At 71.1% G+C, this 22,202-nt stretch carries 20 protein-coding genes; 19 read left to right on the top strand and 1 reads right to left on the bottom strand.

Annotation, left to right across the window (positions count from 1 at the left end; translation table 11 throughout):
• Positions 1-147: 147 nt before the first annotated feature.
• The gene (locus tag OG912_RS05395) at positions 148-1,032 is read right to left on the bottom strand and encodes an SIS domain-containing protein (RefSeq protein WP_326739387.1); all 885 of its coding nucleotides are present in this window, start codon (positions 1,030-1,032) and stop codon (positions 148-150) included.
• Between the two features lie 185 nt (positions 1,033-1,217).
• On the opposite strand from OG912_RS05395, the gene OG912_RS05390 reads away from it, so the two are divergent.
• From OG912_RS05390 to OG912_RS05300, 19 genes are all read left to right on the top strand, one after another.
• The gene (locus OG912_RS05390) at positions 1,218-2,018 is read left to right on the top strand and encodes a DeoR/GlpR family DNA-binding transcription regulator (protein ID WP_326739388.1); all 801 of its coding nucleotides are present in this window, start codon (positions 1,218-1,220) and stop codon (positions 2,016-2,018) included.
• Between the two features lie 335 nt (positions 2,019-2,353).
• Positions 2,354-3,529: a Gfo/Idh/MocA family protein gene (locus OG912_RS05385; protein WP_326739389.1), complete on the top strand. Its 1,176-nt coding sequence runs from the start codon at positions 2,354-2,356 to the stop codon at positions 3,527-3,529.
• Positions 3,530-3,670: 141 nt separating this feature from the next.
• Positions 3,671-4,873: a ricin-type beta-trefoil lectin domain protein gene (locus tag OG912_RS05380; protein WP_327708417.1), complete on the top strand. Its 1,203-nt coding sequence runs from the start codon at positions 3,671-3,673 to the stop codon at positions 4,871-4,873.
• 351 nt (positions 4,874-5,224) lie between these two features.
• Positions 5,225-6,223 carry an MBL fold metallo-hydrolase gene (locus OG912_RS05375; RefSeq protein WP_327708416.1) on the top strand — a complete coding sequence of 333 codons (999 nt, stop codon included), beginning with the start codon at positions 5,225-5,227 and terminating at the stop codon, positions 6,221-6,223.
• An 89-nt stretch (positions 6,224-6,312) separates the two neighbouring features.
• Positions 6,313-7,674 carry an ATP-binding protein gene (locus tag OG912_RS05370; RefSeq protein WP_327708415.1) on the top strand — a complete coding sequence of 454 codons (1,362 nt, stop codon included), beginning with the start codon at positions 6,313-6,315 and terminating at the stop codon, positions 7,672-7,674.
• The gene (locus tag OG912_RS05365) at positions 7,671-8,096 is read left to right on the top strand and encodes a roadblock/LC7 domain-containing protein (protein ID WP_326739393.1); all 426 of its coding nucleotides are present in this window, start codon (positions 7,671-7,673) and stop codon (positions 8,094-8,096) included. Before OG912_RS05370 ends, OG912_RS05365 begins: the two co-directional genes overlap by 4 nt.
• Positions 8,093-8,446, top strand: a complete 354-nt coding sequence (locus OG912_RS05360; protein ID WP_326739394.1) for a DUF742 domain-containing protein — start codon at positions 8,093-8,095, stop codon at positions 8,444-8,446. The genes OG912_RS05365 and OG912_RS05360 overlap by 4 nt, the downstream gene beginning before the upstream one ends.
• Positions 8,424-9,038, top strand: coding sequence for a GTP-binding protein (locus tag OG912_RS05355; RefSeq protein WP_327708414.1), 615 nt, complete (start codon positions 8,424-8,426; stop codon positions 9,036-9,038). The genes OG912_RS05360 and OG912_RS05355 overlap by 23 nt, the downstream gene beginning before the upstream one ends.
• Positions 9,035-10,297, top strand: coding sequence for a cytochrome P450 (locus OG912_RS05350; protein WP_327708413.1), 1,263 nt, complete (start codon positions 9,035-9,037; stop codon positions 10,295-10,297). Before OG912_RS05355 ends, OG912_RS05350 begins: the two co-directional genes overlap by 4 nt.
• Positions 10,298-10,401: 104 nt before the next feature.
• Positions 10,402-10,800: a cell division protein SepF gene (locus OG912_RS05345; protein WP_327708412.1), complete on the top strand. Its 399-nt coding sequence runs from the start codon at positions 10,402-10,404 to the stop codon at positions 10,798-10,800.
• Between the two features lie 65 nt (positions 10,801-10,865).
• Complete coding sequence (locus OG912_RS05340) at positions 10,866-11,225, top strand: nucleotide pyrophosphohydrolase (RefSeq protein WP_327708411.1); 360 nt, start codon at positions 10,866-10,868, stop codon at positions 11,223-11,225.
• A 125-nt stretch (positions 11,226-11,350) separates the two neighbouring features.
• Positions 11,351-11,887 carry a DUF6099 family protein gene (locus tag OG912_RS05335; RefSeq protein ID WP_327708410.1) on the top strand — a complete coding sequence of 179 codons (537 nt, stop codon included), beginning with the start codon at positions 11,351-11,353 and terminating at the stop codon, positions 11,885-11,887.
• Positions 11,888-12,007: 120 nt separating this feature from the next.
• Positions 12,008-12,931 carry an LLM class F420-dependent oxidoreductase gene (locus OG912_RS05330; RefSeq protein ID WP_327708409.1) on the top strand — a complete coding sequence of 308 codons (924 nt, stop codon included), beginning with the start codon at positions 12,008-12,010 and terminating at the stop codon, positions 12,929-12,931.
• A gap of 18 nt (positions 12,932-12,949) precedes the next feature.
• A complete protein-coding gene (gene mmuM, locus OG912_RS05325) occupies positions 12,950-13,906 on the top strand; it encodes a homocysteine S-methyltransferase (protein ID WP_327708408.1) in 957 nt (318 codons plus the stop codon).
• 48 nt (positions 13,907-13,954) lie between these two features.
• Entirely contained in the window at positions 13,955-15,502 is a 1,548-nt protein-coding gene (locus OG912_RS05320) for a 3' terminal RNA ribose 2'-O-methyltransferase Hen1 (RefSeq protein ID WP_327713343.1), read from the top strand.
• A complete protein-coding gene (locus OG912_RS05315) occupies positions 15,499-18,090 on the top strand; it encodes a polynucleotide kinase-phosphatase (RefSeq protein ID WP_327708407.1) in 2,592 nt (863 codons plus the stop codon). Before OG912_RS05320 ends, OG912_RS05315 begins: the two co-directional genes overlap by 4 nt.
• Positions 18,091-18,192: 102 nt before the next feature.
• Positions 18,193-19,425: an arginine deiminase gene (locus OG912_RS05310; RefSeq protein WP_327708406.1), complete on the top strand. Its 1,233-nt coding sequence runs from the start codon at positions 18,193-18,195 to the stop codon at positions 19,423-19,425.
• Between the two features lie 152 nt (positions 19,426-19,577).
• Positions 19,578-20,582: an ornithine carbamoyltransferase gene (gene argF / locus OG912_RS05305; protein ID WP_327708405.1), complete on the top strand. Its 1,005-nt coding sequence runs from the start codon at positions 19,578-19,580 to the stop codon at positions 20,580-20,582.
• A 182-nt stretch (positions 20,583-20,764) separates the two neighbouring features.
• Entirely contained in the window at positions 20,765-22,192 is a 1,428-nt protein-coding gene (locus OG912_RS05300; RefSeq protein ID WP_327708404.1) for an amino acid permease, read from the top strand.
• The last annotated feature ends 10 nt before the right edge of the window (positions 22,193-22,202 follow it).

The following is a 22,202-nucleotide window of genomic DNA, read 5'->3' as shown; positions in this document are numbered from 1 at the left end:
CGCGGCCGGTGCGAACTAGGCGCCCGGCCCGGCCGGCGGGACCGCCGCGGCCGGGACACGGCCGGCAGCGGGTCCGCAGGCTCTGCTCGTACCGGCCGTGCACGGAGAGGGGACGGCCGTCCGGCTGTGTCCCGCTCCCTATCCGGCTCAGGCCTCCGCCAGGACCACCGAACGCGTCAGGTGACGCGGGCTGTCCGGGTCCAGACCGCGGGCAGCGGCGCGGGCGATGGCCAGGCGCTGGACGCGGACCAGTTCGGCCAGCGGGTCCAGGCCGCTCTCCACCCAGCGGGCGCCGGTGGCGAGAACCTGCTCGCGCAGCCCCTCGGGGGCGGCGCCGAACGTCCAGGTCGCCGTGCCGGTGGTGGCGATGCTGATGGGGCCGTGACGGTACTCCATCGAGGCGTACGCCTCCGTCCAGGACAGCGAGGCCTCCTTCATCTTCAGTGCCGCCTCGTTGGCGAGGCCGGCCGTCCAGCCGCGGCCGAGGAAGGTGAACTGGGTGCAGTCCAGCAGCCCTTCGGGCAGCGGCTCGGCCAGTGCGGCCTCCGCGTCACGGACCACGGCGTCGGTGTGCAGACCGAGGTGGGCGCGGAGCAGCGTGAGCAGGGTGGTGGCGAACCGGGTCTGCACCACGGACTGTTCGTCCGCGAAGTCGAGAACCACGACGGCGTCGGCGGAGGCCATCACCGGTGTGTTCGGGTCGGCGGTGATGGCTACGGTGGGGGTGGTCCCGCGCAGCCGGTCGAGCAGGTCGAGCACCTCGGTCGTGGTCCCCGAGCGGGTGAGGGCGACGACCCGGTCGTAGCGGCGGCGGGCGGGGAACTCCGAGGCGGCGAAGGCGTCGGACTCGCCCTGTCCGGACTCCTCGCGGAGCGCGGCGTATGCCTGGGCCATGTAGAACGAGGTGCCGCAGCCGACCACGGCGATGCGCTCGCCGGGGGCGGGCAGCGCGGCGGCATGGCTCGGAGCGAGGTCTGCGGCGCGGCGCCAGCAGTCCGGCTGGCTGGCTGTCTCGATCTCGACAAATGACACTTTTGCACTCCGTACTGGGGATGGGATGCTCGTTTACGCACGTTACTCGCGTTGAGCGAGCATTATCAAGCATTGATCGTGCAGATGGTTTGACTCGGTGGAGCCTTGTGCGACGCTTGCGCGTGTCCGGTGATCGCGCCCAAGGGGATGGGTGCTCGCAGGCCGGGCCCGTAAGGAGAGTTCTCTTGTCCAGGGATGCCCGGTGGAACGAACTGCTGGAACTCGTCGGCAAGCACGGCCGGGTGGACGTCGAGGACGCCGCCAGGACGCTGGACGTGTCGGCCGCGACCATCCGCCGTGACCTGGACCAGTTGGCCGAACAGCAGCTGCTCACCCGTACCCGGGGCGGCGCGGTCGCGCACGGCGTCAGCTACGAGCTGGCCCTGCGCTACAAGACGGGGCGCAACGCTCCGGAGAAGCAGGCCATCGGCCGTGCCGTCGCCGAACTGGTCGCGGTCGGCGAGGTGGTGGGGCTGACCGGCGGCACCACCATCACGGAGGTCGCGCGCTCGCTCGCCGTGCGGTCCGACCTCGTGGGTGAAGGGGCGGGCGGAACCTCCGGCCAGCCGACCCTGACGGTGGTCACCAATGCCCTCAACATCGCCAACGAGCTGGTGATCCGCCCGCAGATCAAGATCGTGGTGACCGGCGGTGTGGCCAGGCCCCAGTCGTACGAGCTGACGGGCCCGCTGGCCAGCGGCGTGCTGGGCGAGATCACGCTGGACGTCGCCGTGCTGGGCGTCAACGCGATCGACACCGAGCGCGGCGCGTACGTCCACCACGAGGGTGAGGCCAGCATCAACCGGCTCCTGGCCCAGCAGGCCCAGCGGGTGGTGGTGGCGGCCGACTCGTCGAAGATCGGCAAGCGGGCCTTCGCCCGGGTCTGCGATCTGGGGGTGGTCGACTTCCTGGTCACCGACAAGGGCGTCACGCCCGAGGCCACCGCGCGCTTCACGGAGGCCGGTGTCACGGTCATCGCGGTCTGACCACTTCGCTTCGCCCGTCCCGCCTGCGGTTCGCCGCGCTTCCGGGACCCCGTCGCGCCCGGTGCGGGCTCCCGGGTGCTCTCCGACGACGTCGGCTGCGGTGGATGAATGCCAAGAGATGTTCGCCAGTGCCCCTAAACGAACAACTCTTGCCATGAGGGTGCGCGGTCGTGAACTATGAGGATGCTGCCGCGAAGGAGGCTTCGGCCTGCCTGCACCGGTGCGGTCCGTCCAACCGGGCGGGTGCTCTCTCGCGCCATCGGTCCCGGAAGCTGTGCCGCCCGCCGTCGCAGGCAGCCTTCGCCCGCACGACCGTACGTAAAGAAGGGACTCCCGTGTCAGACCTGCGACTCGGCGTCATCGGGCTCGGCCTGCGCCGTTCCATCGCGACGTCCGCCCACCACCCCGGACGGGGATCGGCGATCACCGCCGTCTGCGACCTCGACCCCGAGGTGCGCCGTCGCGAGGCGGAGGCCTTCGCCACCGATGTCGCCGTCGAGGACTACAAGCTGCTCCTGGACCGGGACGACCTGGACGCGGTCGTCATCGCCACGCCGGACGACACCCACGAGGCCATCGCCATCGACGCACTCCGCGCCGGCAAGGCGGTCTTCGTGGAGAAGCCGCTGGGGATCACCGTCGAGAGCTGCGACAACGTCCTGCGTGCCGCGTACGAGACCGGGACCCGGCTGTACGTCGGCCACAACATGCGGCACATGGGCGTCGTGCGGCTGATGCGCGACATCATCGCCCGCGGCGACATCGGGGAGCCCAAGGCCGTCTGGGTACGCCACTTCGTGGGCTACGGCGGCGACTACTACTTCAAGGACTGGCACGCCGACCGGACCCGGACCACCGGTCTGCTCCTCCAGAAGGCCGCGCACGACATCGACGTGGTGCACTGGCTGGCCGGCGGCTACACGCGGCGCGTCAACGCGCTGGGCGACCTGCTCGTCTACGGCGGCCTGCCGCGCCGGGAGGCGGACACCCCGCGCCCGGACAACTGGCTGCGCGAGTTCGACTGGCCGCCGACGGCCCGCAAGGACCTGCACCACATCGTCGACGTCGAGGACGTCTCGGTGATGAACATGCAGCTCGACAACGGCGTCGTGGCCGCCTACCAGCAGTGTCACTTCACCCCGGACTACTGGCGCAACTACACCGTCATCGGCACCGAGGGGCGGCTGGAGAACTTCGGCGACGGCCCCGGTGACGAGGTCAAGGTCTGGAACACCGGCCCCAGCGGATACCGCGCCGACGCCGACATCACCTACCGGGTGCCGGAGGCCGGCGGTTCGCACGGCGGTGGCGACACCCGGATCATGGAGGAGTTCTGCCGGTTCGTGCGCGACGGGGGCGTCACCGACACCTCACCCGTCGCCGCCCGGATGAGCGTCGCCGCCGGTGTCCTCGCGACCCGCTCCCTGCGTGAGGGCGGTGCACCGTACGACGTGCCGGCCCTCGACCCCGAGCTGGTCGCGTACTTCGAACGCGGGCAGGTCCGTTCCTGAGGACCTGACCGGGAAAGGCCGGACAGGGCCACGGCCCTGTCCGGCGGGATTCACCGCAGCAGATGCGCCGAGCCGTGCCATGCGGCCGGTGCATGCAAGGGCAACGATCCCCATTCCCCCCACCGGAAGCAGGTGCAACGCATGACCCTGCGCCACTTGTCAGCCACGATCACCGCTGCCGCCGCGGCCACCGCCCTGGCCCTGTTCGGCACGGCCGCCCCCACGCAGGCCGCGGAAACCGGTACGGCCGACCCCGTCCGGGCCGCGGAGCTCGGGACGACTCCCGGCACCTACACCAACTACTCCTTCCCCGGTGCTCCGGTACTGACCGAAGTCACCTGGTCCACCACCGTCCAGCACGACCCCGGGTACCGGGCGAACGTCTTCTGGAGCCATCAGTTCGGCTTCGACAAGGGCAGCGGCGCGTACTTCGGGATGCAGTCCAACGGAGGGTCGAAGCGGACGCTCCTCTTCTCCGTCTGGGATGTCTCCGAGGCCACCGCGGGCTCCACCGGGAGCTGGTGCCAGACCTTCGGCGGCGAGGGCGAAGGCATGAGCTGCCGGATGAACCTCGACTGGACCGCCGGTCACCGCTACACGTTCGAGGTCGCGGCCGAGGGCGACGGCTGGTTCGGCGCCACTGTCGCGGACACCGCCACCGGCGCCTCGTACAAGCTCGGCAGTATCAAGACCCCGGCCGCCGCCATCTCGCCCGCCGGGATGGTCGACTGGACCGAGTACTTCGAATGGAACAATCCGCGCGCCACCTGTTACGACCAGCCGTTCAGCGACGCCCGCTTCGGGGTGCCCACCGGCAACGGCGGTACGGTCACCGGCGCGGTCGCCTCCACCTCCAGCAGCAGCAACGCCTGCGCGACCCGGATCGACGTGGCCGCCGGCTCCACCGTGCAGAACCTCGCCGTCGGCAACTCGGTGCGCGGCGCGGTGACCGGGCCGGCCGGGAAGTGCCTGGACGCCTTCGGGGGTGTCGCGGACGGTGTGGTCGCCGACCTGTACTCCTGCTCGGGCGGCGCCAACCAGGCCTGGGTCAGGGCGGCCGACGGCACGCTGCGGCTTCCGTCCGACTACTGCCTGGCCGCGGAGGGCACCGGAAACGCAGCCGCCGTACGCGTACGTGACTGTGCCGGAACGGGAGCGGGCGGGGCGGTCACCGACCCGGCCCGGCAGTGGACGTACAACGCCTCCACACACGCACTCGTCAACAAGGCGTCCGGGCGCTGTCTCGACGTCCCGGCAAGCGACACCACGAACGGGACCGCTCTCGGGCTCTGGGACTGTCACGGTGGCGCCAACCAGCAGTGGAACGTGCCCGCGACCCACTAGGTCTTTCGTAGCGTCGAACTGTCCCGGCCCATGAGCCACGAGCCCCCGGCAGGCCGCCCCCAGCGGTCTCACCCGGGGGCTTTCGGCGTCTGTTTCCAGCCATGCTCAGCGGGTAATCGGCCTCTCCCGGTTTGACGACGGGCTGCCGTGCACCGGTGACGGGAGTGAGAACAACAGGGTGATTTCTTGGACAATGTCCTGTTGATTCCCCATGGTGACCGACTCGGTTGCTCTCGTACGGTCACCGGCCGGGCGACCTCGGGGTGGTGAACAGTCGGTTTCACGCCAACGGCGCGATTTCGTGGCCGGGTTCGAACGCGCGACCGGATCGAGGTCGGCATAATCGCGTCCATGTCGATCACAGGTGGAGACGTCGTTGACCTGGGCCGGGGCCTGTACGCATGGCTCCCGCCGAAACGGGGCTGGGGCCTGGCCAACTGCGGCCTGCTCGTCTCACCCCGTGGCGCGCTCTGGATCGACACCCCGTACGACACGGTGCTGGCCGGACAGTTCCTGGCCGAGAGCACGAAGCTGCTGCCCGACGGCGTCTCCATCGACCGTGTGATCGTCACGCACGCCAACGGGGACCACTTCTGGGGCGCCGGAGTGCTTCCGGACGCGGAGATCATCGCGACCCGCGAGGCCCGGGAGCACATCCACTACGAGCCCACTCCGCAGCAGCAGCACGCCCTGGTCAACGGCAGCGATCCGGCCACCGCGCTCGGCGCCTACCTCGGGCGGCACTTCGGCCCCTTCGACTGGTCGCAGACCGATCCGGTCCGGCCGACGACCTACTTCACGGGGGAGCTCGAACTGACCCTGGGGGAGTACCCCGTCCGGATCACCGCCCTGCCGTCCGCGCACACGACGGGGGACCTCATGGTCCACCTGCCCGCACAAGGCGTCGTGTTCAGCGGCGACATCATCTTCTCCTCGACCCCGCAGCAGCCGGGCGACCACCCGATCCACTGGGCGGGCCCGCTGAGCAACGTGATCGCGGCCTGCGAACAGGTACTGGCCACCGGCGCGGAGACCGTCGTGCCGGGCCACGGACCGGTGCTGGACCGGGCCGGGGTGCGCGACCACATCGTCTACCTGGAGTACGTGCGGGAGCGCGCCCATGCCTTCCACGCCGCCGGCGTTCCCGCCCCGGAGGCGGCCCGCCGGGTGATCCGGGAGGGGCGCCACCCCGAACTGGGCCTCCCCGAGCGGCTGGTGGTCACGATCGGAAGCGAGTACCGGCAGCTCGACGGTTCCGAACTCCCCAGCGTGCTCCAGGTCATGACCGATGTCGCAGCGGTCGCGCAAGAAGTGGAGCAGGCCCGTGAGACGGCAGGCCGGGCGGACTGACCCACCGGCCCTTCGCCGCCCCGGCCGCGGGACCGGCTTCCGCCGCCCCGGACACAGGACCGACCCGACGACAGAAACGCGGTAACGGCATGGCATGGATCGTGGCGGTGATCGCCGTCATAGCCGCCGTGGCAGCAACGGCACGCTCCTACCGGGCCGCCCGCTCGGAACAGCTGGCCGTGGCCCACGCCGAGCTCGCCGAACGCCAGGCGAAGGCCGCCGAGGCCCGTACCGCGGCCCTTGTCGACGAGATCCGGCAACTGGCGCGCAAGCGGATCCCGGCTGCCGCGCTCGCCCTCTCCCACCCCAGCGCCCAGGTCCCCGGACTGCGGGAGGCGGCCGAGGTCGACGGCGGCGCGGCCCGGCTGCTCACCGAGGCCGTGCAGGCAGCCAGGACCGCGGTCACGGAGGAACGGCAGCGCGTCGACGCGGCCGCCCGCGCCGCGATGCGCGGCACCTCGGCCAAGATCCAGTCCCTGCTCAACCAGTCCCAGCAACTGCTCCACGAACTCCAGCACGAGTACGACGACCCGCGCATCCTGCAACTCGACTTCCGCAACGAACTCGCGCTGCGCCGCACCCAGGCCACCGCCGTGCTCTGCGACGCGTGGCCGGGCCTCGCCCGGCAGCGCTCGCCCCTGGTCGAGATCGTGCTCGGCGCGCAGTCCCGGGTCGCCGGCTACGAGCGGATCAAGGTGGCCAACCACCTGCGCGACGAGCGGCTCGCGCTCGCCGCCCGGGCCGCCGAACCCCTCGCGATCGCGCTCGCCGAACTGCTCGCCAACGCCACCGCCTACTCGCACCCCGACACCGACGTGCAGGTGACGGTCCAGCAGAGCGGCGGCCGCGGCGCGTTCCTGGTGGTCGACGACGCGGGCATCGGCATGGACGATGATGCGCTCGACCGGGCCCGCGCCCTGCTGGCCGGGCCCTCCGAGGTGCTCCTCACCGAGCTGGGAGACCCGCCGCAGACCGGGTTCGCGGTCGTCGGCCGGCTGGTGGTGCAGTACGGCTTCGACTGCCACATCGAGGCCTCGCCGTTCGGCGGCATGCGTACCATCCTGCGCGTCCCCGCCCACCTGCTGACCGTGCTGGAGGACGACCACACCCTCTCCGTCCTGGCCCCGGTGCCCGTGTCGGCGGTCCCCGTCCCGGACCGGCCGGCCGGCCCCGCAGAACCCGGACCGGAGGAACCGCAGCCCGCAGCGGCGGCCTCGGGGCTGCCCAGCAGGCGCCGGCGGGCGCCGCGTCCCGCGCCGGCCGTCACGGCCCCCGCCGTCCCGGCCGCCGGACAGGTGTCCCGTACACCTGAGCAGGCCGAGTCTTCCTGGGCGGCACTCCAGCAGGGCACCCTGATCGGCAGGAGCGTCGCCGGGCGGGCCCCCGCACCGGATTCGGACGGCCACGACCACCTGGGCGACCAGGACGAGCAAGGAGACGACGAGAAGTGAGCGCCCCCACTCCCACCACCGGTGACCTCGCATGGGTGCTGACCCCGCTGCTTGAACTGCCCGGAGTCCAGCACGCCGTGGTCGCCACCGGCGACGGTCTCGTCGAGGGCGCCTCGCCCGGACTCGACCGGGCGTCCGGCGAACGCGTCGCCGCGATGACGGCCACGCTGCACGCCGCGGCCCGCGCCTTCACCACCGCCTTCACCAACGCCGAGGGCCCGCAACTGGCCCAGACGGTCGTCGAGTCGGACCTGGGCTTCGCCATCGTCGTACCGGCGGGGAAGAACACCACGCTCGCCCTGTTCGCCGAACCCGGCGCCAAACTCGGCGACATCGCCTACCAGATGCAGGTGCAGGTCACCGCGCTGACGCGGGCGATGCACGCGCCCGCCCGCCAACCGGGCACCGCCGCCCGGCCATGACCGCCGGCCCAGGACGCCGCCTGATCCCCGCCTACCTCGTGACCGCGGGCCGGTCCCGGCCCACCGGTCCCACGCTCGACCGGCTCGCCGTGCTCGTGCGTACCGAGGAGGCCCTGCCCCAGGACACCGGCTCCGAGCAGCGCAGGCTGTGCGAACTGCTGGAGCCCGGCGCCCTCACCGTCGTCGAGTGCGCGGCCCATCTGGACCTGCCGGTCAGCGCCACCGTATTCCTGGCCACGGACCTCGCGGCCGCCGGACTTCTGCTCACGCGACCGCCGATACCCAGTGCCGGGGAGATCGACCGGTCGCTCGTCGAGAGGCTGCTCGTTGGACTCCGCTCCCTCCACTGACCGGACGGGCGTCGGCTATCTGCCGGCCGGCGCCCGGACCCTGATGAAGCTTGTCGTCACGGGTCCCTTCGGCGTGGGCAAGACGACCCTGATCCGTACCCTCTCGGAGATCCCCACGCTCCACACCGAAGAGGCGATGACCCAGTCCAGCACCCCGCTCGACGACACCGCCGGACTGCCCGACAAGACCACGACCACGGTCGCCATCGACTTCGGCCGCCTCACCGTCCTGGACGATCTCGTGCTGTACATGTTCGGCACCCCCGGTCAGGAACGGTTCCTGCCGCTGTGGGAGGACATCGCGCGCGGGGCACTGGGCGCGCTCGTCCTGGTGGACACCCGCCGGCTCGCCGACTCCTTCGCCGTCATGGACATGGTCGAGGAGCAGGGACTGCCGTACGCCGTCGCGGTCAACCGCTTCCCCGACGCCCCCGCCCACAGCGACGAGGTCCTGCGCAAACACCTCGACCTCGCCGCCGGGACCCCGCTGGTCCAGTGCGACGCGAGGGAGCGGCGCGGCAGCATCGACGCCCTGATCGCGCTGGCCGAACACGTGCTGACCCGACTGCCGCAGCCCGAGGACCCGTCATGACACCGCATCCGCAACCGCCGCAGCCCCTGGCGCTGTACGGCCCCGACTTCGCGGCCGACCCGCACGGCCACTACCGCAGACTGCGGGAGCACGGTCCCCTCGCCCCGGTGCGGATCGCCCCGGGCGTCGAGGCGATGCTGGTCACCGACTACCAGGCAGCTGTCGACCTGCTGCGCGACACCCACACCTTCAGCAAGGACCCGCGCGCCTGGCAGGCGACGGTCCCCGCGGACTCCCCGGTGCTGCCGGTCCTCGGACACCGTCCCACCGCGCTGTTCAGCGACGGACCGGAGCACGCCCGCTACCGCGACGCCATCAACGACACCCTGGCCCTGATCGAGCCGCACCTCCTGCGCGCCGAGGTGGCCAGGGTCGCCCAGCAGCTCATCGGTGAGTTCGCCGCCACCGGCAGCGGCGATCTCATCACCCAGTACGCCCGGCGGCTCCCGCTGCACGTCTTCGTCACCTGGTTCGGCGTCGATCCCGCGGACGGCGAACGGATCGTCGACGGCGTCGGCGGCATGATGAACTCGGCCCAGGGAGCCGCCGCCGCGTACGCCGACCTCGTCGAGGTCGTCACCCGTCTCGTCGCCGACCGGCGGGCCCGGCCGCGCCGCGATCTGACCTCGTACTTCCTCGCGCACCCGGCCCATCTCGACGACGACGAGACTGTGCGTCAGATCACTCTGCTGATGAGTGCGGGCCACGACCCGACCACCAACCTGATCGGCAACGCGATCCTGCACATGCTCACCGACGAGCGGTACGCGGGCTCGCTGCACGGGGGCGCGATGACCGCCCACGAGGCGATCAACGAGGTCCTGTGGCAGGACCCGCCGATCGCCAATCTGGCCGCGCACTACCCTCGCCATGACACCGAGTTCCACGGGGTCCGGCTGCGCGCGGGCCAGCTCGTCCTGGTCTCCTTCGGTGCCGCCAACACCCAATCGGGGCAGGTCGGTTCGGACACCGGGGTCCGGTCCGGGGGCAGCGCCCATCTGGCCTGGTCGGCAGGGCCCCACCGGTGCCCCGCGAAGCAGCCCGCCCTGCTCATCGCGATGACCGCGATCGAGCAGCTCACCAGTCAGCTGTGCGATGCGGAACTCGCTGTTCCGGTGAGTGAACTCCTGTGGCGCCCGGGACCGTTCCACCGGGCCCTGGTGCACCTTCCGGTACGTTTCGCCCCCCTGGACACCACGGTGTCCGCAGGCCCGGAGCGGGAGTCGGCCGGGCATTCAGGAGTTCCGATCGGCCTCTGAACCGTGTCGCTGGTAGGCCGAACGGGTGAGGGGCGAGAGAATTGCCCGATGAACAGTGAGCGCAGCCGGCGCAACGCCAACCGATGCACAGACGGGGTGGTCCGGTGAGCAGGTACGACAGGTATGACGTCACGGACGAACAGTGGGAGGGGCTGGCCCAGGTCGTACCGCTGCGCAGTCGCAACGAGTGGCCTTCCCGGGTCGACCACCGCACGGTCCCGGAGGAGCGGGAGAGCGCCGAGCAGCGGCGCATGGTGGTGCTGCGGGTCCAGATCTTCGCGGATGCGCGCGAGGTCGCCGAGTACCTGGTCGCGCAGATTCCGGTACTCCTCGATCTGACCAGCGCCGAGACCGATGTGGCCAAGCGGATCCTGGACTTCACCAGCGGGGTCGTCTTCGGGCTGGGCAGCGGAATGCACCGCGTCGACCGCAACGTCTTCCTCCTGTCGCCCATCGGCATGGAGGTCGAGGGTGTGACGGCGGCGGGCGTACCGGGGGTGTAGCCGGTCTTGTGGCAGCGGTGGCCGCGGCACCCGGGCGCGGGAGCCGCGGTGGTAGACCTGGGGGTGTGACAGAACTCGACGTACAGGCTCTCCAGCGACGGCTCGTCGCTTTCGCGGCCGCCCGTGACTGGGGGCAGTACCACACCCCGAAGAACCTCGCGTCGGCGCTGAGTGTCGAGGCCGCCGAACTCATGGAGATCTTCCAGTGGCTGACGCCGGAACAGTCGGCCCGGGGCATGGAGGACCCCGGAACGGCGCCGCGGGTGGCGGACGAGGTCGCGGACGTGCTCGCCTACCTGCTGCAGTTCTGCGAGGTGCTGGGCATCGATGTGCTGGCGGCGCTGGCGGCCAAGATCGAGCGGAACGAGGGGCGCTTCCCGGTGCCGGAGCCAACGGATCCTGCCTTCCGTCACTCTTCGGAGTGATCAACTTGTTCACAGTCGACTTCGTGTCCACAGATTTCCGAAATCCCCTGGCCTTTCGGTACCAGCACCCTCACTGTGGGTAATGGAAGAGGTGAGCGGGTTTTCGGATCGAGCGGGGGCAAGGGATGGAAGCGGAGCGGCTTGTAGCAGTCATCCGGAGGGCGTTGGCGCAGAGCCGGGGCACGCCGGACATCATCGCCGAGGCCTGGCAGGCCCAGGCACTGGCGCAGGCGATCGGGAGCCGGCTGGCGGCGAGCGGTCCCAAGGAGTTACGGGGTGAGGCGAGCGGCCTCAGCGAGATCGGCGGGCGGAGCAACGGGGCGCTGGACCACCCGGCTGCGCGGGCCGGTGTGGCACGGGCCGCTCAGCTCTCCGAGGTCGCCGATCCGCGAGCGGCCCTGACCGGTCTCGCTGTGCTGCTCGGGGAAGTGGGGATAGCGCTGGTCGGGGTGGCGTGCGAGACCGATGAGCAGGGCCTGTACTGGCAGTGCATGGAGGCGATCGACGCCGCCGACGAGTCGACGGACCGGGTGCACGGCATGCTCCGGCTGCTCGACGAGCGTGACCGGGAGCGCCAGGAGGATCTGGAGCGCGGCCGGGAGCGCGACGGCCCGCACGGTGTGCTGCACGGCCCGGTGGGACCCGCGGCCGACATCGGCTGAGCGTCCGGCATCCGGAACGCCCGGGGCGCGGCGGCGTGGGGAGGGCGGCCGAAGAAGTGCGCGGCATCCGGAGGGCGGCGGAAGAGGAGTGCGCGGCATCCGGAGGTGCAGGATGGATGCATGGATCTTCGAATCTTCACCGAGCCCCAGCAAGGGGCGAGCTACGACACCCTGCTCACCGTCGCGAAGGCGGCCGAGGACCTCGGCTTCGATGCCTTCTACCGGTCCGACCACTATCTGCACATGGGGCAGGGCGACGGCCTTCCGGGCCCCACTGACGCATGGATCACCCTGGCCGGGCTGGCGCGCGAGACCAAGCGGATCCGCCTCGGCACACTGATGACGGCCGGGACGTTCCGGCTTCCCGGGGTGCTCGCGATCCAGGTGGCGCAGGTCGACCAGATGTCCGGCGGCCGCGTCGAACTGGGTCTGGGAGCCGGCTGGTTCGAGCAGGAGCACAAGGCGTACGGCATTCCCTTCCCCAAGGAGAAGTTCGGCCGGCTGGAGGAGCAGCTGGCGATCGTCACGGGTCTGTGGGCCACCGAGGTCGGCAAGACGTTCAGCTACGACGGCACGTACTACCAGCTCACGGACTCACCCGCGCTGCCCAAGCCCGCGCAGGCCAAGGTGCCGGTGCTGATCGGCGGACACGGTGCGAAGCGGACGCCACGGCTGGCCGCTCAGTACGCCGATGAGTTCAACATCCCGTTCGCCTCGCTGGAGGACAGCGAGAAGCAGTTCGGCCGGGTCAGGGCGGCGGCCGCGGAGGCGGGCCGAGGGGCCGACGACCTGGTGTATTCCAACGCCCTGGTCGTCTGCGTCGGCAAGGACGACGCGGAGGTGGCGCGCCGGGCCGCCGTCATCGGGCGGGACGTGGCGGAACTGAAGGCGAACGGACTGGCGGGCTCGCCCGCCGAGGTGGTCGACAGGATCGGCCGGTTCGGCGCGATCGGAGCGTCGCGCATCTACCTCCAGGTGCTGGATCTCGATGACCTGGAGCACCTGGAGCTGATCTCGTCTCAGGTCCAGTCCCAGCTCGACTGAGACGACAAGGAGCCTCTGGTGTCACCCGCCCGCGATCCCGGCCGTCCGGCCGGGGCGCCGTCCCGCCCGCTCGCCACCGCGCTCGCGGAGGGCCCGGTCCTGCTCGACGGCGGACTCTCCAACCAGTTGGAGGCGCAGGGCTGCGATCTGTCCGACGCGCTGTGGTCCGCCCGGCTGCTCGCCGACGGTCCGGAACAGATCGAGGCAGCGCACACGGCGTATGTGCGGGCGGGTGCGCAGGTGCTCATCACCGCCAGCTACCAGGCGAGTTTCGCAGGGTTCCGGCAGCGCGGGATCGGGCGGGCGGCGGCGGCCGGGCTCTTCGCCCGCAGCGTGGAGCTGGCCCGTCGGGCGGCGGGGTCGGTGGACCGGGAGGTCTGGGTCGCCGCATCGGTCGGCCCGTACGGGGCGGTGACGGCGGACGGGGCCGAGTACCGCGGCCGCTACGGGCTCACGGTCGGGGAGCTGGAGCGCTTCCACCGCCCCCGGATCGAGGCGCTGGCCGCAGCCGGCCCCGATGCGCTGGCGCTGGAGACGGTGCCGGACGTGGATGAGGCGCAGGCGCTGTTGCGGGTGGCGGGGGAGTGCGGGCTGCCGGTCTGGCTCTCCTACACCGTGGCCGGAGGCCGGACCAGGGCCGGGCAACGGCTGGAGGAGGCGTTCGCTCTCGTCGCCGGAGAGGAGCAGGTGGTGGCGGCAGGGGTGAACTGCTGCGATCCGGCCGAGGTGGACGGGGCGGTCCGGGCGGCGGCGGAGGCGACCGGAAAGCCGGTCGTCGTCTATCCGAACAGCGGCGAACGCTGGGATGCGAAGGGGAGGAGATGGGCCGGGGGAGCCACGTTCGACCCCGGCCGGGTCCGGGCCTGGCGGGACGCCGGCGCGCGGCTGGTCGGCGGCTGCTGCCGGGTTGGTCCGGCCACCATCGCCGAGCTGGCCGCGCTGCTCGGCACGGGAGGGACAGAAGAGCCCGGGTGAGCCGAAAATCCCTGGTGAGGGCGAGTGAACCGGACCATACTCGAAGGTGTGTTCCTGACGATCAGTACCACCGGCACCCCGGAGCGTCCCGCCACCGATCTCGGCTTTCTGCTGCACAAGCATCCCGAGAAGGCGCAGACGTTCTCCACCTCCCATGGCACCGCGCACGTCTTCTACCCCGAAGCGTCCGCGGAGCACTGCACGGCGGCGCTGCTGCTGGAGGTGGATCCCGTGGCGCTGGTGCGGCGGGGCAAGGGCAAGGGCCGTGGCGGCGCCCCTGACGCGGCGCTCGCCCAGTACGTCAACGACCGTCCCTACGCGGCGTCCTCGCTGCTTTCCGTCGCGATGAGCACCGTCTTCAAGTCCGCGCTGAGCGGCACCTGCAAGTCGATGCCCGAGCGGGCGGCGGAGCCGATGCCGCTGCGGATCGAGGTGCCCGCCCTGCCGGCCCGTGGTGGTGCCGAGCTGGTGCGCAAACTCTTCGGACCGCTCGGCTGGTCGCGGGTGGAGGCGGTGGCCGTACCGCTGGACGAGCAGTTCCCCGAGTGGGGGGACTCAAGGTATGTACGGCTGCTGCTGGAGGGCGAGTTGAGGCTCGCGGACGCGCTCCGTCAGCTGTATGTCCTGCTGCCGGTGCTCGACGACGCCAAGCACTACTGGGTGGCGCCGGACGAGGTGGACAAGCTGCTGCGGGCCGGTGAGGGCTGGCTGGCCGACCACCCCGAGCAGAAGCTGATCACCAGCCGCTATCTGTCGCGGCGCTGGGGGCTGACCCGGCAGGCGATGCAGCGGCTGGAGCTGGTGCGGCTCGCGGAGTCCGACGACCTCGACGTCGAGAGCATCGACAACGCCGTCGACGAGACGGCCGACACCGAGGAGCGGCCGGTGCCGCTCGCCGAGCAGCGCAGGGCCGCGATCCTGGCGGCGCTGACCGCTGCCGGGGCGAGCCGGGTGCTCGACCTGGGCTGCGGCCAGGGGCAGTTGGTGCAGGCTCTGCTGAAGGATGTGCGCTTCACCGAGATCGTCGGCGTCGACGTCTCGATGCGCGCCCTGACGATCGCCTCGCGCCGGCTGAAGCTGGACCGGATGGGGGAGCGGCAGGCCGCCCGGGTGACGCTCAGGCAGGGCTCGCTCACCTACACGGACAAGCAGCTCAAGGGGTACGACGCGGCGGTGCTGAGCGAGGTCGTCGAGCACCTCGACCTGCCGCGGCTGCCGGCCCTGGAATACGCGGTGTTCGGTGTGGCCCGCCCCCGCACCGTGCTCGTGACCACGCCGAACGTCGAGTACAACGTCCGCTGGGAGACCCTCCCGGCCGGGCATGTCCGGCACGGCGACCACCGCTTCGAATGGACCCGGGCCGAATTCCGGGACTGGGCGGGCGAAGTGGCCCGCAGGCACGGGTACGGGGTGGAGTTCGTCCCGGTGGGCCCCGACGACCCCGAGGTGGGTCCGCCCACCCAGCTGGTCGTGTTCACGATGACCGCGGCCGGAGACACCGACACACCCGACACACCCGAAACATCTGACACACCCGAAACATCCGACGCGCCGGCCGAGGCGGGCAGGACCGAGAAGGAGGCGAAAGCCGCATGAGCAGGACCAGTGACAGCACGCGTGACAGCACCGGGCGAACCGGGCGCGTCCTGCCCGTGACCGACCTCTCCCTCGTCGTCCTCATCGGGGCGAGCGGCTCGGGCAAGTCCACCTTCGCGCGCGGGCACTTCAAGCCGACCGAGATCATCTCCTCGGACTTCTGCCGGGGCCTGGTCGCGGACGACGAGAACGACCAGAGCGCCAGCCGGGACGCCTTCGACGTCCTGCACTACATCGCGGGCAAGCGCCTGGCCGCGGGGCGGCTCACCGTCGTCGACGCCACCAACGTCCAGTCGGAGAGCCGCCGCCAGCTGGTGCAGCTGGCCAGGGAGCACGACGTGCTGCCCATCGCGATCGTCCTCGACCTGCCCGAAGAGGTCTGCCTCGCGCGCAACGCGGGCCGCCCGGACCGTGCCGACATGCCCCGCCACGTCGTCCAGCGCCACCGCCGGGAGCTGCGCCGCTCACTGCGCGGCCTGGAGCGCGAGGGCTTCCGCAAGGTCCACATCCTGCGCACCGAGGAGGAGGCCGAGCACGCCGAAGTGGTCCTGGAGCGCCGCTACAACGACCTCCGCCACCTCACCGGCCCCTTCGACATCATCGGCGACATCCACGGCTGCAGCTCCGAGCTGGAGACCCTGCTCGGCAAGCTCGGGTACGTGGAAGGCGCGCACCCCGAAGGGCGCACGGCGGTGTTCGTCGGCGACCTCGTCGACCGCGGGCCCGACAGCCCCGGCGTGCTGCGCCGCGTCATGTCCATGGTCTCGGAAGGCACCGCGCTCTGCGTTCCCGGCAACCACGAGAACAAGCTCGGCCGCTACCTCAAGGGCCGCAAGGTCCAGCAGACCCACGGGCTCGCCGAGACCATCGAGCAGCTGGAGCGGGAGGACACCAGGGACCCGGAGTTCCGGGAGCGCGTCAGGGAGTTCATCGACGGCCTCGTGAGCCACTACGTGCTGGACGACGGCAAGCTGGTCGTCTGCCACGCCGGTCTGCCCGAGAAGTACCACGGACGCACGTCCGGGCGGGTCCGCTCGCATGCGCTCTACGGCGACACCACCGGTGAGACCGACGAGTTCGGACTGCCGGTGCGCTATCCATGGGCGGAGGACTACCGCGGCCGCGCCACCGTGGTCTACGGCCACACCCCCGTGCCCACCACCTCCTGGATCAACAACACCATCTGCCTGGACACCGGGGCCGTGTTCGGCGGGAAGATGACCGCGCTGCGCTGGCCCGAGCGCGAGCTCGTCGACGTACCGGCCGAGCAGGTCTGGTACGAGCCCGTGAAGCCGCTGACCACCGAGGCGCCGGGCGGCCGGGAGGGCCGGCCGCTGGACCTCGCCGATGTGCAGGGCCGCCGGATCGTGGAGACCCGGCACATGGGCCGCATCGCCGTGCGCGAGGAGAACGCGGCGGCCGCGCTGGAGGTCATGAGCCGCTTCGCCGTCGACCCCCGGCTGCTCGCCTACCTTCCGCCGACCATGGCACCGACCGCCACCTCGCACGAGGAGGGCTATCTGGAGCACCCTGCCGAGGCGTTCGCGCAGTACCGGGCGGACGGCGTGGCCAAGGTCGTGTGCGAGGAGAAGCACATGGGTTCCCGGGCCGTGGCCCTGGTCTGCCGGGACGCGGACGTGGCACGGGAGCGCTTCGGGACCGGTGACTTCGGCAAGGACAGCCCGACGGGTGCGCTGCACACCCGCACCGGACGGCCGTTCCTGGACGACGCCGCGCTCACCGAGACCGTGCTGGGCCGGCTGCGCGCGGCCGTCACCGCCGCCGGGCTGTGGGAGGAGTGGGACACCGACTGGGTGCTGCTCGACGCCGAGCTGATGCCCTGGTCCCTGAAGGCGGCCGGACTGCTCCGCTCGCAGTACGCCGCGGTCGGTGCCGCGTCCGGCGCGGTCTTCCCCGCGGCCACCGGGGCGCTCGCGGCAGCGACGGCACGCGGCATCGACGTCGGCGGGCTCGCTGAGCGGCAGCGGGGCCGGGCCGAGGACGCGGCCGCGTTCACCGAGGCCTACCGCCGCTACTGCTGGAGCACCGAAGGGCTGGACGGGGTGCGCCTGGCACCGTTCCAGATCCTTGCCGTGCAGGGCCGCTCGCTCGCCTCCGTACCCCACGACGAGCAGCTGGCCTGGCTGGACCGGCTGGTGGAGCACGACCCCACCGGTCTGCTCCAGGTCACCCGGCGGCTCGTCGTCGACACCGCCGACGAGGCCTCGGTCCGCTCCGGCATCGACTGGTGGCTGGAGATGACCGGCCGCGGCGGCGAGGGCATGGTCGTCAAGCCGCTCGGCGCGCTCGTCAGGGACGGGAAGGACCGTCTCGTACAGCCCGGGATCAAGGTGCGTGGCCGGGAGTACCTGCGGATCATCTACGGCCCCGAGTACACCCGCCCGGAGAATCTGGACCGGCTGCGCGGACGCTTCCTCGGCCACAAGCGGTCGCTCGCCCTGCGCGAGTACGCCCTGGGCCTGGAAGCCCTGGACCGGCTGGGCGAGGGGGAGCCGCTGTGGCGGGTCCACGAGGCGGTGTTCGCGGTCCTGGCGCTGGAGTCGGAGCCGGTGGACCCGCGGCTGTAGCGCCGCACCGGCGGGCCGGGACCGTGAGGGGTCCCGGCCCGCCGGCAGAACCGGCTGGCGATTCGCCGGGTGAACGGTGTCCCGCGCGGTGAGGATGAGGGCATGGGATTCCATGTCGACTCCGAGGCCGGGCGGCTGCGCCGCGTCATCCTGCACCGCCCCGATCTGGAACTGAAACGGCTCACGCCGGAGAACCGGGGCGCGCTCCTCTTCGACGACGTGCTCTGGGTGCGCCGGGCCCGCGAGGAGCACGACGGCTTCGCGGACGTACTGCGCGACCGCGGCGTGGAGGTGCACCTCTTCGGCGACCTGCTCCGGGAGTCGCTGGAGATCCCCGTGGCCCGACGGCTCGTGCTGGACCGGGTCTTCGAGGAGAAGGAGTACGGGCCGCTGGCCACGGAGCATCTGCGGGCCGCCTTCGAGGAGCTGTCCACCGCAGACCTCTGCGAGGCCCTGGTCGGAGGGATGACCAAACGGGAGTTCCTGGAGCGCTACCGCGAGCCGACGTCCGTGCGCTTCCACGTCATGGACCTGGACGACTTCCTGCTCGGCCCGCTGCCCAACCACCTCTTCACCCGCGACACCTCCGCCTGGATCTACGACGGCGTCTCCATCAACGCCATGCGCTGGCCGGCCCGGCAGCGCGAGACCGTCCACTTCGAGGCGATCTACCGCCACCACCCGCTCTTCACGAGCCCCGATGCGGGCGCCTTCCACCACTGGTCGGAGGGCCAGGACGACTACCCCTCCACCATCGAGGGCGGCGACGTCCTCGTCATCGGCAGGGGCGCCGTGCTCATCGGGATGAGTGAGCGCACCACCCCGCAGGCGGTGGAGATGCTGGCCCGCGGCCTCTTCGATGCCGGGTCGGCCCGGACGATCGTGGCACTCGACATGCCCAAGAGCCGGGCCTTCATGCATCTCGACACGGTGATGACGATGGTCGACGGGGACACCTTCACCAAGTACGCGGGCCTGGGCATGCTCCGCTCGTACACCATCGAGCCCGGGGACGGGCCGCGCGATCTCAAGGTCACCGACCACCCGCCCGAGCACATGCACCGCGCCATCGCCGAGGCGCTGGGGCTGGACGCGATTCGGGTCCTGACCGCCACCCAGGACGTGCACGCGGCCGCGCGCGAGCAGTGGGACGACGGCTGCAACGTGCTGGCCGTGGAACCTGGTGTCGTCGTCGCCTACGAGCGCAATGCCACCACCAACACCCATCTGCGCAAGGAAGGCATCGAGGTGATCGAGATCCGCGGCAGCGAACTGGGCCGGGGCCGTGGCGGGCCCCGCTGCATGAGCTGCCCGGTGGTCCGGGACCCGGTGTAGGCGGGCTGTGGGGCTCGGGCGGGTGGCAGTCCCACCGCAGCCCCACCGGGGCCCAGTCGGCGCCCCATCGGTGCTCTGTATAGCGATGCATTGCATCGTATAGACTTCCAGGGTTACCGTATGCGTCCCCGTCCGACCCAGGAGCAGTCACCATGGCCATAGACCTCGCAGGCCGCCACTTCCTCAAGGAGCTGGACTTCACGGGCGAGGAGTTCCGCGGCCTGATCGGGCTGGCCGCCGAGCTCAAGGCCGCGAAGAAGTCGGGGACCGAGGTCCAGCAGCTGCGCGGCAGGAACATCGCGCTGATCTTCGAGAAGACCTCGACCCGCACCCGCTGTGCGTTCGAGGTGGCCGCCGCCGACCAGGGCGCCTCCACCACCTACCTCGACCCCTCCGGCTCGCAGATGGGGCACAAGGAGTCCGTGAAGGACACCGCCCGCGTCCTCGGCCGGATGTTCGACGGGATCGAGTACCGCGGTGACAGCCAGGACGACGTCGAGCAGCTGGCGGCCCACGGCGGTGTGCCGGTCTTCAACGGGCTGACCGACGACTGGCACCCCACCCAGATGCTCGCCGACGTCCTCACGATGACCGAGCACTGCGGGAAGCCGCTGGAGCGCATCGCCCTCGCCTACCTCGGCGACGCCCGGTTCAACATGGGCAACTCCTACCTCGTCACCGGCGCTCTGCTGGGCATGGATGTGCGGATCGTCGCGCCGAAGGCCTACTGGCCCGCCGAGGCCGTCGTCGCCAAGGCCCACGAGCTTGCCGAGGTCAGCGGGGCGACGGTCACGCTCACCGAGGACGTCGGCGAGGGTGTGCGCGGCGCCGACTTCGTCGCCACCGACGTCTGGGTCTCGATGGGCGAGCCCAAGGAGGTCTGGGACGAGCGCATCGCCGCCCTCGCGTCGTACGCCGTCACCATGGACGTCCTGCGGGCCACCGGCAACGCCGACGTGAAGTTCCTGCACTGCCTGCCGGCCTTCCACGACCTCGGTACCAAGGTGGGGCGGGAGATCCACGCCCGGCACGGCCTCACCGAGCTGGAGGTCAGCGACGAGGTCTTCGAGTCCGCGCACTCCGTCGTCTTCGACGAGGCGGAGAACCGGATGCACACGATCAAGGCCGTGCTCGTGGCGACGATGGCGAAGCGCTGACCGGTCGTACCGCATGATCATGCGCCCAATTGGGTGAACATGCGTACGGGTACTCTCATATGGTCCCCGTTGGTGGGGTTCGAGCTCGCACGCTCGAACCCCATTTCCGTGTCCGGCGACCGGCCCCCACTGCCGTCGCCGCACCATCCCCCCACTGCACCACCAGAGATGAGACCACCGCCGTGAGCCCCCTGCGCCTACCCGGCCCGCCGCACCGCGTCAAGGACCCGCACCAGCTGATCGCCGAGTCCGGTGCCGACCTGGAGGGCCACGGGCTCAAGCGCACCATGGGGCTCTTCCAGCTGGTGTGCTTCGGGATCGGTGCCGTCGTCGGCACCGGCATCTTCGTCGGCCTGTCCGACAGTGTCGCCGAGGCCGGCCCCGCAGTCGTGCTGTCCTTCGTCCTCGCGGCCGTCACCTGCATCTTCACCGCGTTCTCGTTCGCCGAGCTGGGCAGCGCGATCCCCGTCTCCGGCAGCTCGTACTCCTTCGCCTACGCCACGCTCGGTGAGCGCACGGCCTTCCTCGTCGGCTGGTGTCTGCTCCTGGAGTACGGCGTATCCGTCTCCGCGGTGGCGGTGGGCTGGAGCCAGTACGTCAACGAGCTGCTCGACAGCCTCTTCGGCTGGCAGCTGCCGGCCGCGCTCTCCGCCGGTCCCGCCGACGGGGGCGTGATCAACCTGCCCGCCGTGCTGGTGGTGATGATGGCCGCGACGCTGCTGGTGCGCGGCATCCGGGAGAGTGCCGGGGCCACGGCGGCGATGGCCGTTCTCAAGATCACCATCCTGATCATGTTCTGCGTCATCGCCTTCACCGCGTTCGAGCACGGCAACCTCACGCCGTTCATGTCCCATGGCGCGGGCGGTGTCACCGCGGGCGCCTCGCTGGCGTTCTTCTCGTACATCGGATTCGACGCCATCACCACCACGGGTGAGGAGGTCAAGAACCCCCGGCGGAACATTCCGATCGCGATCATGATCTGCATCGGCCTGGTCACGCTGCTCTACTGCGCGGTCGCCCTCGCCGCGATCGGCGCCCTCGGCCCGGACGCCGTCTCCGACAAGCCGGCCGCGCTCTCGCTGATCGTCGACCAGGTCACCGACTCGACGGTCGGTGGCGGGATCATCGCGTTCGGCGCGGTCGTCGCCATCGCCTCGGTCGTCCTCGCGGTGATGTACGGACAGACCCGCATCCTGATGTCCATGTCGCGCGACGGCCTGGTCCCGCGGGTCTTCGAACGGGTCTCGCCGCGCACCGCGACACCGGTCGCCAACACGTGGATCGTCGCCGTCGTCTTCGCCGTTCCGGCGGCCTTCTCCTCGCTCGACGTGGTGGTGAACCTGACGACCATCGGGACGCTGGCCACGATGGTCGCGGTGAACGTCGCCGTGATCGTGCTGCGCCGCCGCAATCCGGAGGTGAAGGGCTCGTTCCGGGTCCCGCTCTACCCGCTCAGCCCGCTTCTCGGCGTCGGCTTCTGCGTGTATCTGATGTACGGCACCGGCTGGTCGACCTGGGTGCAGTTCGCGGTGTTCCTGGTGGTGGGTGCGGTGGTGTACGCCGGATACGGGCGCAGCCGTTCGCGGCTGGCGGGCCGGGCCGGCGGCTGAGCGGTCTCCG

Origin of the sequence: Streptomyces sp. NBC_00464, assembly GCF_036013915.1 — a bacterium.
In the GTDB taxonomy this organism is placed as follows: Bacteria; Actinomycetota; Actinomycetes; order Streptomycetales; family Streptomycetaceae; genus Streptomyces.
Note: the sequence above shows the minus strand (reverse complement) of the source record. Positions and strands in the feature narration are given on the sequence as shown.

Bases quoted from the DNA above. Each gene is read 5' to 3' on its own strand.
- OG912_RS05350 (WP_327708413.1), top strand. From the start codon at position 9,035: ATGACACCGCATCCGCAACCGCCGCAGCCCCTGGCGCTGTACGGCCCC.
- OG912_RS05330 (WP_327708409.1), top strand. From the start codon at position 12,008: ATGGATCTTCGAATCTTCACCGAGCCCCAGCAAGGGGCGAGCTACGAC.
- OG912_RS05360 (WP_326739394.1), top strand. From the start codon at position 8,093: ATGACCGCCGGCCCAGGACGCCGCCTGATCCCCGCCTACCTCGTGACC.
- OG912_RS05310 (WP_327708406.1), top strand. From the start codon at position 18,193: ATGGGATTCCATGTCGACTCCGAGGCCGGGCGGCTGCGCCGCGTCATC.
- argF (WP_327708405.1), top strand. From the start codon at position 19,578: ATGGCCATAGACCTCGCAGGCCGCCACTTCCTCAAGGAGCTGGACTTC.
- OG912_RS05370 (WP_327708415.1), top strand. From the start codon at position 6,313: ATGGCATGGATCGTGGCGGTGATCGCCGTCATAGCCGCCGTGGCAGCA.
- OG912_RS05375 (WP_327708416.1), top strand. From the start codon at position 5,225: ATGTCGATCACAGGTGGAGACGTCGTTGACCTGGGCCGGGGCCTGTAC.
- OG912_RS05315 (WP_327708407.1), top strand. From the start codon at position 15,499: ATGAGCAGGACCAGTGACAGCACGCGTGACAGCACCGGGCGAACCGGG.
- OG912_RS05335 (WP_327708410.1), top strand. From the start codon at position 11,351: ATGGAAGCGGAGCGGCTTGTAGCAGTCATCCGGAGGGCGTTGGCGCAG.
- OG912_RS05380 (WP_327708417.1), top strand. From the start codon at position 3,671: ATGACCCTGCGCCACTTGTCAGCCACGATCACCGCTGCCGCCGCGGCC.